Genomic DNA, 11,772 nt, shown 5'->3' on the forward strand with positions numbered 1-11,772 from the left:
CGGGTAACAAGGGGCCCTGAATGCTGATCTGGCTTGTCGAACTGTCGGAATATTTCAAGTTTCTGAACCTGTTCAGATATATTACCTTCCGCACGGGCGCCGCTCTTTTCACCTCCGCACTGATCGTCTTCCTGTTCGGGCCGACGATCATCAATTCGCTGCGCATCCGGCAAGGCAAGGGCCAGCCGATCCGCGCCGACGGGCCGCAGACGCATTTCAAGAAGGCCGGCACGCCGACCATGGGCGGACTGATGATCCTGGCCGGCATCGTTGGCGCCTCGCTGCTCTGGGCCGATCTTTCCAACGTCTATGTCGTCGCCACCCTGCTGGTGACGCTGGGTTTCGGCGCGATCGGCTTCTACGACGATTATCTCAAGGTGACGAAGCAGAGCCATAAGGGCTTTTCCGGCAAGGCCCGCCTCGGCATCGAGTTCGTCATCGCCGGCATCGCCGTCTACTTCATGATGCGCACGGCCCTTGCCTCGGGGACCGCCGGCTCGACCTTCGGCTCCTCGATCGCCTTTCCCTTCTTCAAGGACTTCCTGATCAATCTCGGCATCATGTTCGTCGTCTTCGGCGGTTTCGTCATCGTCGGCGCCGGCAATGCCGTCAACCTGACGGACGGGCTCGACGGGCTCGCCATCGTGCCCGTGATGATCGCCGCCGCCTCCTTCGGTGTCATCGCCTATCTCGCCGGCAACGTGGTGTTTGCGAACTACCTGCAGATCAATTTCGTGCCCGGCACCGGTGAGCTTGCCGTCGTGCTCGGCGCCGTCATCGGCGCGGGCCTCGGCTTCCTCTGGTTCAACGCGCCGCCGGCCGCCATCTTCATGGGCGACACCGGATCGCTGGCGCTCGGCGGCACGATCGGTACCGTCGCCGTCGCCACCAAGCACGAGATCGTCATGGCGATCATCGGCGGCCTCTTCGTCATGGAGACGCTGTCGGTCATCATCCAGGTCGGCTTCTTCAAGATGACCGGCCGGCGCGTCTTCCTGATGGCGCCGATCCACCATCACTTCGAGAAGAAGGGCTGGACCGAGAGCCAGGTGGTGATCCGCTTCTGGATCATCGCGGTCGGCCTTGCCATGCTCGGCCTTTCGACGCTGAAGCTGCGGTGAGGCGGCGATGATCCCGGTCACGACGCTCAAGGACAAGAAGGTTGCGCTCTTCGGGCTCGGTGGCTCCGGTTTCGCCACCGCACGTGCCTTGATCGCTGGCGGCGCCGATGTGACTGCCTGGGACGACAATCCCGACAGCGTCGCCAAGGCTTCCGCCGAAGGCATCCGGACAGAGGATTTGCACAGCATCGACTGGAGCCAGCAGGCGCTCTTCGTGCTGTCGCCCGGCGTGCCGCTCACCCATCCCAAGCCGCACTGGACTGTCGATCTTGCGCGCGCGGCCGGTGTCGACGTCGTCGGCGACGTCGAGCTTTTCGTGCGCGAGCGCCGCGCTCATGCGCCGGACTGCCCGTTCATCGCCATCACAGGCACCAACGGCAAGTCGACAACGACGGCGCTGATTGCCCACATCCTGAAATCATCAGGCTACGACACGCAGCTCGGCGGCAATATCGGCACGGCGGTGCTGACGCTCGATCCGCCGAAAGCGGGGCGTTATTTCGTCGTCGAATGCTCGTCCTACCAGATCGATCTGGCACCGACGCTGAACCCTTCGGCCGGCATTCTGCTCAACCTGACGCCCGACCACCTCGACCGTCACGGCACGATGCAGCATTATGCCGACATCAAGGAACGGCTGGTCGCCGGCAGCGACGTCGCGGTCGTCGGCGTCGACGACAGCCATTCGGCGTTGATCGCCGACCGCATCCAGCGGACAGGCGTCAAGGTGGTCCGCATCTCGCGCCGCAACGTGGTGGCCGAGGGGATCTATGCCGAGGGCACGAAACTCGTTCAGGCCGCAGGCGGCGCCATGTTGCCCTTCGTCGATCTCGACGGCATTCAGACGCTGCGCGGCAGTCACAATGCGCAGAATGCCGCGGCCGCCGTCGCCGCCTGCCTTGCGGTCGGGGTTTCAGCCGACGACATCCGCGCCGGCCTTGCCTCGTTCCCCGGCCTCAAACATCGCATGCAGCCGGTCGGCCGGCGCGGCCGTGTCGTCTTCGTCAACGATTCCAAGGCCACCAATGCCGATGCGGCAGCACCCGCCCTTTCGAGCTACGACCGTATCTACTGGATTGCCGGCGGCCTGCCGAAATCCGGCGGCATCACGACGCTCGCTCCTTATTTTCCGCGCATCGCCAAGGCCTATCTGATCGGCGAGGCGGCGGCGGAATTCGCCGCGACCCTCGGCGAGGCCGTGCCCTACGAAATTTCGGGCACGCTGGAGCGTGCAGTCGCGCATGCGGCAGCCGACGCGGATCGCGACGAGGCGGCTGCTTCGGCCGTGATGTTATCCCCGGCTTGCGCAAGCTTCGACCAGTATAAGAACTTCGAAGTCAGGGGCGATGCCTTCGTCGGCCACGTGGCCGCGCTTGACGGAATGACGATGCTGATCGGTCCTGTAGCAGGAGAGAAATGACATGGTAAGCCGCGCGGAACGTGGGCCTCTGGCCGATTGGTTCTGGACCATCGACCGTTTCTTCCTGGCGATGTTCATCTTCCTGATGGGCATCGGCTTCATGCTGTCCTTCGCCGCTTCTCCCGCGGTTGCCGAGCGCATCGGGCTCGAACCCTTCCACTTCGTCAAGCGCCACGCGGCCTTCATGATCCCGTCGATCGCCGTCATGCTCGGGCTGTCGTTCCTGACACCGCGCCAGGTGCGGCGAACCGCGATCCTGCTCTTGATCATCTCGCTGGCGATGATGGTGCTGGTTCTTTTCATCGGTCAGGAGGTCAAGGGCGGCAGGCGCTGGATCTGGATCGCCGGCCTTTCGATCCAGCCTTCGGAATTCATGAAGCCTGCCTTCGTCGTGGTCTGCGCCTGGCTGTTTGCCGAACATGCGCGCCAGCCGGAAATTCCCGGCAATCTCTTCGCCATCATCCTGTTCGGCATCGTCGCGGCCCTGCTCGTCGCACAGCCTGACCTTGGCCAGACCATCCTGACGACGGCGGTCTGGGGCGGGATGTTCTTTATGGCCGGCATGCCCTGGATCTGGATCGTGCTGCTCGGCATCGGCGGCGCCGGCGGCCTGCTCAGCGCCTATTATGTCTTTCCGCACGTCGCCGGCCGAATAGACAAGTTCATGACCGGCGAGGGAGACACGTTCCAGATCGATACGGCGCGCGAGGCGATCATCCGCGGCAGCTGGTTCGGCCAGGGACCGGGCGAGGGCATCGTCAAGCGCATCATTCCCGACGCCCATACCGACTTTATTTTTTCGGTCGCGGCTGAGGAATTCGGCATCGTCTTTTGCATGGCGCTCGTCGCGTTGTTTACCGTGCTGGTGCTGCGCGGCCTGTCGCATGCCTATCGCGAGCGCAATGACTTCAATCGCTTTGCTGTCGCTGGCCTGGTGCTGCAGCTTGGCATCCAGTCGATCATCAACATCGGCGTCAATCTCGAACTGCTGCCGGCCAAGGGCATGACGCTGCCGCTGATTTCCTACGGCGGCTCGTCCATGGTGGCGATCTGCGTCACCGCCGGCTTCATTCTGGCGCTGACGCGCCATCGGCCGGAAAAGCGCGCGCAGGACCGGAGCCTCTTCCGCGTCCCGCACGGCATGCCGGCGGAGTAAAAGATCATGAGCAAAGGCATCGTGCTGCTTGCCGCCGGGGGGACCGGCGGCCACGTGTTCCCGGCGGAGGCGCTGGCCTTCAAGCTGAAGGAGCGTGGCTACGCGGTGCATCTCGTCACCGACAGCCGGGCCGAGCGCTATGCCGGCAAGTTCCCGGCCGAGGAAATTCACGTTGTGCCGTCGGCGACGATCGGTTCGAAGAACCCGGTTGCCGTCGCGCGCTCGCTGTGGACGCTGTGGAGCGGCATGCGGGCGGCCAAGAAGCTGATCCAGCGGCTGAAGCCCGTCATCGTCGTCGGTTTCGGCGGCTATCCCACGGTGCCGCCGCTCCTGGCCGCCACGCGGCTCGGTGTCGCCTCGATGCTGCATGAGCAGAACGCCGTCATGGGGCGCGCCAACAAGGCGTTGGCGCCGCGCGTCAAGGCGATTGCCGGCGGCTTTCTGCCGGAAAGCGGCGATGCTTTTTCCGATAAGACGGTTGCGACCGGCAATCCCGTGCGCCCGGCTATCCTTGCCGCGGCCGAACAGCCCTATCACCCCTCGCATCCCGGCGAACCATTCCATCTCGTCGTCTTCGGCGGCAGCCAGGGTGCGCAGTATTTCTCCAAGGCCATGCCGACGGCAATCAGCCTGCTCGACGACGAGCTGCGGGCGCGGCTCAGGGTGACGCAGCAGGTTCGCCCTGAGGACATGGAGATGGTGCGCGGCTGCGTGGCGCAGCTGCAGATGGGTGCCGATATCGCGCCGTTTTTCAATGATATGGCCGAGCGTCTTGCCAAAGCGCATCTGGTGATCTGCCGCTCCGGCGCGTCCACGGTTTCGGAAATCTCCGTCATCGGACGCCCGGCCATCCTGGTGCCTTATCCGCATGCGCTCGACCACGATCAGGCGGCGAACGCCGCCGCACTGGCTGCGACCGGCGGGGCGAAGGTGATTGCTCAATCCGAGCTTTCGCCTGAACGCATCGCCTCTATACTGAGCCATGTGATGAACGATCCGGAAAAGCTGTCGCACATGGCGGCGGCGGCGAAGCTTGCCGGGAAACCGGATGCGGCAAACTTGCTTGCCGACATGGTTGAGGCTATTGCCGCCGGTAAGACAGTCTCAGAATTCAAGAGGACACGCGCATGAAACTGCCGAAGGCGATCGGTCTCGTCCATTTCATCGGCATTGGCGGCATCGGCATGAGCGGCATCGCCGAGGTGCTGCACAATCTCGGCCACAAGGTGCAAGGGTCCGACCAGGCCGACAGCGCCAATGTCCAGCGCCTGCGTGACAAGGGCATCGAGGTCTCCGTCGGCCACCGGGCGGAAAACCTGGGCGATGCCGAAGTCGTCGTCGTCTCGACGGCGATCAAGAAGAGCAATCCGGAACTTATCGCGGCGCGTGAAAAGCTGCTGCCGGTGGTGCGCCGCGCCGAAATGCTTGCCGAACTGATGCGCTTCCGCAATGCGATTGCCATCGGCGGCACCCACGGCAAAACGACGACCACCTCGCTGGTGGCGACCCTGCTTGAGGCCGGCGGGCTCGACCCGACCGTCATCAACGGCGGCATCATCAATGCCTACGGCACCAATGCCCGGATGGGCGAGGGCGAGTGGATGGTGGTCGAGGCCGACGAATCCGACGGCACCTTCCTGAAGCTTCCGGCCGATGTCGCCGTCATCACCAATATCGATCCGGAGCATCTCGACCACTACGGCAGTTTCGATGCGGTGCGCGCCGCCTTCCGGCAGTTCGTCGAGAACGTGCCGTTTTACGGTTTCGGCGTCATGTGCCTCGACCACCCCGAAGTGCAGTCGCTGGTCGGCCGCATCGAGGACCGCAAGATCATCACCTATGGCGAGAACCCGCAGGCCGACGTGCGCTTCAAGAATGTGCGCATCGACGGCACGCGCTCGATCTTCGATGTCGAGATCCGCCGCCGCCGCACCGGCCAGGTGACCGAGCTCAAGGGGCTGGTCATGCCGATGCCCGGGCGGCACAATATTTCCAACGCGACGGCGGCGATCGCTGTCGCCAACCGGCTCGGCATATCGAGCGCCGATATCGCCAAGGGGCTTGCCTCCTTCGGCGGCGTCAAGCGCCGCTTCACCTTGACGGGCGAATGGAACGGGGTGCAGATCTTCGACGATTACGGCCACCATCCGGTCGAGATCAAGGCGGTGCTGCGCGCTGCCCGCGAAGCCTGCAAGGGCCGCATCATCGCCGTCCACCAGCCGCACCGGTACAGCCGTCTCGCAAGCCTGTTCGAGGAATTCGCGGCCTGCTTCAACGATGCCGACAGCATTTTTCTGGCGCCCGTCTATGCGGCAGGCGAGGATGCGATCGAAGGCGCCGACTCCACGTCGCTCGTCTCGCGCATCAAATCCGGCGGCCATCGCGACGCCCGCTTCCTGTCTTCGGCCGAGCTTCTGCCGCAGATGGTTGCAGAGGTTGCAAAGCCTGGCGATTTCGTGGTTTTGTTGGGGGCTGGGAGCATCACATCCTGGGCAGCCGCACTGCCCAGACAACTGGAAGGCCTATCGGGAAAGTCCGCATGAAACAGGTGAATGGGGAAAAGCTTCTCGCGTCTCTCGGAGACGGTGTAAAGGATATCCGCGGCCGCATCACGCCGGATGCCCCCATGGACCGCGTCACCTGGTTCCGGGCCGGCGGGCTCGCCGAGCTGATGTTCCAGCCGCATGATGTCGACGATCTCATCGCCTTCCTGAAGATCCTGCCGGAAGAGGTGCCGCTGACGGTGATCGGCGTCGGCTCCAACATCCTGGTGCGCGACGGCGGCATTCCCGGCGTCGTGCTGCGCCTGTCGGCCAAGGGCTTCGGCTTCGTCGAGCTGGCCGGTGAAAACCGCATCCTTGCCGGGGCCATCTGCCCGGACAAGCATGTGGCGGCGATGGCGATGGACAACGGCATCGGCGGCTTTCATTTCTACTACGGCATTCCCGGCGCCATCGGCGGCGCGGCGCGGATGAATGCCGGCGCCAACGGGGTGGAGACGCGCGAGCGGCTGATCGAGGTCAACGCGGTCGACCGCAAGGGCAACAAGCATGTGCTCTCCAATGCCGAGATGGGCTATTCCTACAGGCATTCCGCAGCGTCGGCCGACCTGATCTTCACCTCGGTGCTGTTCGAGGGCTATCCGGAGGATCGCGCCCAGATCCGCGCCGAGATGGACGCCGTGCGCAATCACCGCGAGACGGTGCAGCCGGTGCGCGAGAAGACCGGCGGCTCGACCTTCAAGAACCCGCCGGGCCATTCTGCCTGGAAGCTGATCGACGAGGCGGGCTGCCGCGGCCTCGTGATCGGCGGCGCCCAGATGTCGTCGCTTCACTGCAACTTCATGATCAATATGGGGCAGGCGACCGGCTACGATCTCGAATATCTCGGTGAGCAGGTGCGCCGCGAGGTCTTCGAGAAAGAAGGCATCAAGCTCGAATGGGAAATCAAGCGTCTCGGCGTCTTCATGCCCGGCCGCGAAGTGCGCCCGTTCCAGGGTGTCACCAGCGAATAACGGCTACTTCACTGCCAGTTTCAGGCCTTGGCGCGACGTGACGACGGGCGTCCAGCCGAGAACCTTGCGTGCCTGGGATATGTCGACCTGCAGCGAACCGCAAAGGCGTTGATAGACGGCCTCCTTCCCGACAGCCTTCGCCGCCATGTGCAGCAATGCGGAGGGGAAGGGAACCAGCATCGGCTTGACGCCGAGCCCCGCGGCAATTCCCCGGATGAGCTCCGGGGTCGACAGGTCCTCACCATCTCCGGCAAGGAAAATCTCACCGCCGGCGGCGGGATGCGCCGCGCAGGTGATGATCAGATCGACGAGATTTTGCACCGCCACCAATGTGCGGCGGTTCTTCAGCGAAGCGAAAGGGAGCGGTATCCGCTTGCGGACGAGCCCGACGAGAAGAGCGAAGTTGCCTCTGGCGCCGGGGCCATAGACCAGGGGTGGGCGGATGATGACGATTTCCATGCCGGTGCGGGCGGCGATTTCACGCAGGCCGATTTCGCTTTCCAGTTTCGAAATGCCGTAGGGATCGATCGGCTGCGGCGTGTCGTCATGCCGGAACGGCCGATCGTTCTCTTCGCCATTGACCTTGATGGTGCTGACGAAGACGAATCTCTTCACGCCGGCGCGGGCCGCCTGTTCCGCGAGGTTGAGCGTGGCGGCGGTGTTGGTCCGGCGAAATTCCGCCAGCGGATCGGCTGCGCGATCGTTCATGATGTGAACGCGGGCGGCAAGATGGATGATGACGTCGACGCCTGCAAGTGCCGCCGCCCAGTCGGTCCTGTCGGTTATGTCAATCGGAAAATGCCTGACGTCATCAGGAAAGGCAGAGATTGCCGATCTGGTGGTGACCACAAGATCGCAAATCTTCTCTGCGTGCAGCCGCTCGACAAGTGGACTACCGACGAAGCCGGCAGCGCCGGTGACGAGGCATCGCATGATCTTCTCCCTGCTCATCCATGCGCCTTCGCTAGCCGGAAGTCAGATCCGCATCAATAAAAAAGCAGGGCGGACCGAGCGTTGCCGCTCTCCGCATTAATCAATCAAGCCGCCGGCCGCTGTTGAGGGATGACATCTCACTCTTTTGACTGAGGCCGTCGTGCTTCAGCGCGACACGATATCCTTTTGAAAATATATGATCTTTTTCCTCTGCTCGCGTTCATCCCCAGACGGCGGCGGAATGATGGCGAAATGAGCAAAAGGTAAAAGATCGCGAATTTCCGGGGCAGGAGTTAACGAAAGTAAACACTTCATTAACCATAATGATGCTCTAATGCATGCAGATCGGACAAAGGCCCGGAACGGCGCAGACAGCTTCGCGCAAGCGTCGTTTTCAAAAGTGGAAGTTATTTTTGGGGGTGTTGATGAGTCGCAAGCATGTCGCTGTCCTGATGGGCGGATTTTCCTCGGAACGGCCGGTCAGCCTTTCCTCGGGAAAGGCTTGCGCAGCAGCCCTCGAAGCCGAAGGCTTCCAGGTGACGTGCATCGATGTGGCGCGCGACGTTTCCGAAAGGCTCGCGGCGCTGAAGCCTGACGTCGTCTTCAATGCCCTTCATGGGCCCTTCGGCGAGGACGGCACGATCCAGGGCATCCTCGAATATCTCGAAATCCCTTATACGCATTCGGGCGTGCTCGCCTCGGCGCTGGCGATGGACAAGGACAAGGCGAAGCTTGTCGCCGCCGCCGCCGGCATTCCGGTTGCCGAATCGCAGGTTATCAACCGTTTCGCCTTTCCCTCGACGCATCCGATGAAGCCGCCCTATGTGGTGAAGCCGGTTCGCGAGGGCTCGAGCTTCGGCGTCGTCATCGTCACCGAAGATCAGGCGCATCCGCCGCAAATCGTCAGCTCGCCCGAGTGGCGTTATGGCGAGGAAGTGCTCGTCGAGCGCTACGTCTATGGCCGCGAGCTCACCTGCGGCGTCATGGGCGAGACGGCGCTTGGTGTCACCGAGGTGGTGCCGCAGGGACACAATTTCTATGATTACGATTCCAAGTATGCTGCGGGCGGTTCAAAACACGTCATCCCGGCGAAAATTTCACCGAATATTTACCAAAAAATACAAACATTGGCCGTAAGGGCGCATCAGGCAATCGGTTGTCGCGGCGTCAGTCGGTCCGACTTTCGTTACGACGATCGTTTCTCCGAAGACGGCGAAATCATCTGGCTGGAGGTCAATACCCAGCCTGGCATGACTCCAACCTCGCTCGTGCCCGAAATGGCCGGCCATGCCGGCTATTCCTTTGGTGAGTTTCTCCGGTGGATGGTGGAGGACGCGTCTTGTTTGCGTTGACGGTCAAGAAGATAGGGCGCCCCAGCCATCATGCCGTGCTTCCGACCGTGGAAGCCGAAGAGCGATTCGTCCTGCCGCGTCCGCTGCGCCGCGTCACTCGTTTCCTGATCAGCCTCGGCAGCGGCCGCATCTATATCCCGGCCCATACGGGCACGGTTTCGGCGCTGGCTTTCTTGGGCGCGACAGGGCTTTACGGCATGTCGCTCGGCGGTCACACGGAAGCCGTCGCCCAGGCGACGACGACGGCGGCGGGCTTTGCGATCGAGGACGTGAAAGTCTCCGGCAATTCCGAAACCTCCGAAATCGAAATCCTGCAGCTGATCGGCCTCGATGGCACGACCTCGCTGGTCGCGCTCGACGTCGATGCCGCTCGCCGGAAGATCGCCCATCTTCCCTGGGTCGAGAATGTCGAGGTCCGCAAGATCTACCCGAAGACGATCGAGGTGAAGCTCAAGGAGCGCCAAGCCTATGCGATCTGGCAGCACGGGCAGGAGCTTTCGCTGATCGAAAAGAACGGCAGCGTCATTGCGCCGCTGCGCGACAACAAGTTCTCGGCACTGCCGCTCGTCGTCGGCCGCGATGCGGAAACGGCGGCGGCTTCGCTCGACGAGGCCTTCTCGAAGTGGCCCGACGTGAAGGCCCGCGTGAAGGCCTATGTCTGGATATCCGGCCGTCGCTGGGACCTGCACATGGACAATGGCGTCGTCGTCAAGCTGCCGGAAGACGGCATCGACCAGGCGCTGGCCACACTGTCGAAATTCGACAAGCAGCATCAGCTGCTGGAGCGCGACATTGCCGCGGTCGATCTGAGATTGCCGGACAGAACCGCGATCCAGCTGACGCCGGAAGCGGCGGTTCGCCGGCAGGCGGCAGTCACGGAGCGTACCAAAGAATTGAAGAAGGCGGGGCAGAATATATGAGCTTGTTCGGTTCATCCCATTTCGGATTGCCGCGCCTGAAGCCGCTTTCGTCGAAGCGGTCGCATATCGTTTCGGTGCTCGACATCGGCTCGACCAAGGTCGTCTGCATGATCGGCCGGCTGACGCCGCGCGAGGAAAGCCAGATCCTGCCCGGCCGCACGCACAATATCGAGATCATCGGCATCGGCCACCAGCGCTCCCGCGGCATCAAGACCGGCGTCATTGCCGATCTCGACGCGCTGGAAGGCGTCATCCGGCTCGCCGTCGATGCGGCCGAGCGCATGGCCGGGCTGACCGTCGAGAGCCTGATCGTCAACCTGACGGCCGGCCGCCTCGGCAGCGACATTTACACGGCGACCATCGATCTCGGCGGCCAGGAAGTCGAGCTCAACGATCTGAAGAAGGTGCTCTCGGCCGCCTGCCAGCAATCGCTGCGCCAGGACCGTTCAGTGCTGCATTCGCTGGCGACCGGCTTCTCGCTCGACGGCGAGCGCGGCATCCGCGATCCGCTGGCGATGTATGGCGATGCGCTCGGCGTCGACATGCATGTCGTCACCGCGGAGCGCTCGGCGCTGAAGAACCTCGAGCTGAGTGTCAATCGCGCGCATCTGTCGGTCGAGGGCATCGTTGCGACGCCCTATGCATCGGGTCTTGCCGCTCTCGTCGACGACGAGGTCGAGCTCGGCTGCGCGGCGATCGACATGGGCGGCGGCACGACGACGATCTCGGTCTTTGCCGAGGGCAAGCTTGTTCACACCGACGCCGTCGGCCTCGGCGGCCATCACGTCACCACCGACCTGGCGCGCGGCCTTTCGACCCGCATCGAGGATGCGGAACGGCTGAAGGTCGTGCATGCCTCGGCACTTTCGAATTCCTCCGACGAGCGCGAGCTGATCTCGATCCCGCCGATCGGCGAGGATGATCGCGACCAGCCGTCGCAGGTGCCGCGGGCGCTGGTTTCGCGCATCGTTTCGGCGCGAATCGAAGAGACGATGGAACTGATCCGCGACCGCATCCAGCGCTCCGGCTTCAGCCCGATCGTCGGCAAGCGCGTCGTGCTGACGGGCGGCGCAAGTCAACTGACCGGCCTTGCCGAGGTGGCGCGGCGCATCCTTGCCCGCAACGTCCGCATCGGCCGCCCGATGGGCGTGTCGGGGCTGCCGACGGCGGCGAAAGGTCCGGCGTTTTCGACGGCTGTCGGCCTGATGATCTATCCGCAGGTCGCGGACATGGAGACACATGCGTCACAGAGCGGTCTGCTCATGTCGCTTGGGGGAAATAACAGCCGCATAGCCCGGATGGGCCAGTGGCTGAAGGAAAGCTTCTGAAATTTGAGTAATTGGCCGGCGTGGCGAT

General features: G+C 63.2%; 10 protein-coding genes. 9 read left to right on the forward strand and 1 reads right to left on the reverse strand.

Annotation, left to right across the window (positions count from 1 at the left end; translation table 11 throughout):
- The first annotated feature begins 20 nt into the window (after nt 1-20).
- From mraY to murB, 6 genes are read left to right on the forward strand one after another with little or no spacing between them, the layout of a single operon-like run.
- Nucleotides 21-1,121, forward strand: coding sequence for a phospho-N-acetylmuramoyl-pentapeptide-transferase (gene mraY / locus CO671_RS04785; RefSeq protein ID WP_085737793.1), 1,101 nt, complete (start codon nt 21-23; stop codon nt 1,119-1,121).
- 7 nt (nt 1,122-1,128) lie between these two features.
- Complete coding sequence (murD, locus tag CO671_RS04790) at nt 1,129-2,541, forward strand: UDP-N-acetylmuramoyl-L-alanine--D-glutamate ligase (protein WP_097604909.1); 1,413 nt, start codon at nt 1,129-1,131, stop codon at nt 2,539-2,541.
- Between the two features lies 1 nt (nt 2,542).
- Nucleotides 2,543-3,697 (forward strand): putative lipid II flippase FtsW, encoded by a 1,155-nt coding sequence (gene ftsW, locus CO671_RS04795; RefSeq protein WP_064682720.1) that lies wholly within the window; start codon nt 2,543-2,545, stop codon nt 3,695-3,697.
- Nucleotides 3,698-3,703: 6 nt separating this feature from the next.
- Entirely contained in the window at nt 3,704-4,828 is a 1,125-nt protein-coding gene (murG, locus tag CO671_RS04800; protein ID WP_097604911.1) for an undecaprenyldiphospho-muramoylpentapeptide beta-N-acetylglucosaminyltransferase, read from the forward strand.
- Nucleotides 4,825-6,240 carry a UDP-N-acetylmuramate--L-alanine ligase gene (gene murC, locus CO671_RS04805; RefSeq protein ID WP_010032662.1) on the forward strand — a complete coding sequence of 472 codons (1,416 nt, stop codon included), beginning with the start codon at nt 4,825-4,827 and terminating at the stop codon, nt 6,238-6,240. Before murG ends, murC begins: the two co-directional genes overlap by 4 nt.
- Nucleotides 6,237-7,211, forward strand: coding sequence for a UDP-N-acetylmuramate dehydrogenase (murB, locus tag CO671_RS04810; RefSeq protein ID WP_097578802.1), 975 nt, complete (start codon nt 6,237-6,239; stop codon nt 7,209-7,211). The genes murC and murB overlap by 4 nt, the downstream gene beginning before the upstream one ends.
- A 3-nt stretch (nt 7,212-7,214) precedes the next feature.
- Here the strand turns inward: murB and CO671_RS04815 are convergent, their stop codons facing one another.
- On the reverse strand, nt 7,215-8,144 hold the full coding sequence (locus CO671_RS04815; protein WP_097604913.1) for an SDR family oxidoreductase: 930 nt from the start codon (nt 8,142-8,144) through the stop codon (nt 7,215-7,217).
- Between the two features lie 425 nt (nt 8,145-8,569).
- On the opposite strand from CO671_RS04815, the gene CO671_RS04820 reads away from it, so the two are divergent.
- From CO671_RS04820 to ftsA, 3 genes are read left to right on the forward strand one after another with little or no spacing between them, the layout of a single operon-like run.
- Nucleotides 8,570-9,496, forward strand: coding sequence for a D-alanine--D-alanine ligase (locus tag CO671_RS04820; protein WP_010032665.1), 927 nt, complete (start codon nt 8,570-8,572; stop codon nt 9,494-9,496).
- Nucleotides 9,484-10,416, forward strand: a complete 933-nt coding sequence (locus tag CO671_RS04825; protein ID WP_097604916.1) for a cell division protein FtsQ/DivIB — start codon at nt 9,484-9,486, stop codon at nt 10,414-10,416. Before CO671_RS04820 ends, CO671_RS04825 begins: the two co-directional genes overlap by 13 nt.
- Complete coding sequence (gene ftsA, locus CO671_RS04830) at nt 10,413-11,744, forward strand: cell division protein FtsA (RefSeq protein WP_004668807.1); 1,332 nt, start codon at nt 10,413-10,415, stop codon at nt 11,742-11,744. Before CO671_RS04825 ends, ftsA begins: the two co-directional genes overlap by 4 nt.
- Nucleotides 11,745-11,772 lie beyond the last annotated feature (28 nt).

Source organism: Rhizobium sp. M10 (genome assembly GCF_002531955.1).
Lineage (GTDB): Bacteria > Pseudomonadota > Alphaproteobacteria > Rhizobiales > Rhizobiaceae > Rhizobium > Rhizobium etli_C.

Excerpts from the sequence above, each read along its gene's own strand:
- CO671_RS04815 (WP_097604913.1), bottom strand. The coding sequence starts at position 8,144 with ATGCGATGCCTCGTCACCGGCGCTGCCGGCTTCGTCGGTAGTCCACTT.
- ftsA (WP_004668807.1), top strand. The coding sequence starts at position 10,413 with ATGAGCTTGTTCGGTTCATCCCATTTCGGATTGCCGCGCCTGAAGCCG.
- murC (WP_010032662.1), top strand. The coding sequence starts at position 4,825 with ATGAAACTGCCGAAGGCGATCGGTCTCGTCCATTTCATCGGCATTGGC.
- murD (WP_097604909.1), top strand. The coding sequence starts at position 1,129 with ATGATCCCGGTCACGACGCTCAAGGACAAGAAGGTTGCGCTCTTCGGG.
- CO671_RS04820 (WP_010032665.1), top strand. The coding sequence starts at position 8,570 with ATGAGTCGCAAGCATGTCGCTGTCCTGATGGGCGGATTTTCCTCGGAA.
- mraY (WP_085737793.1), top strand. The coding sequence starts at position 21 with ATGCTGATCTGGCTTGTCGAACTGTCGGAATATTTCAAGTTTCTGAAC.
- murB (WP_097578802.1), top strand. The coding sequence starts at position 6,237 with ATGAAACAGGTGAATGGGGAAAAGCTTCTCGCGTCTCTCGGAGACGGT.
- murG (WP_097604911.1), top strand. The coding sequence starts at position 3,704 with ATGAGCAAAGGCATCGTGCTGCTTGCCGCCGGGGGGACCGGCGGCCAC.
- ftsW (WP_064682720.1), top strand. The coding sequence starts at position 2,543 with ATGGTAAGCCGCGCGGAACGTGGGCCTCTGGCCGATTGGTTCTGGACC.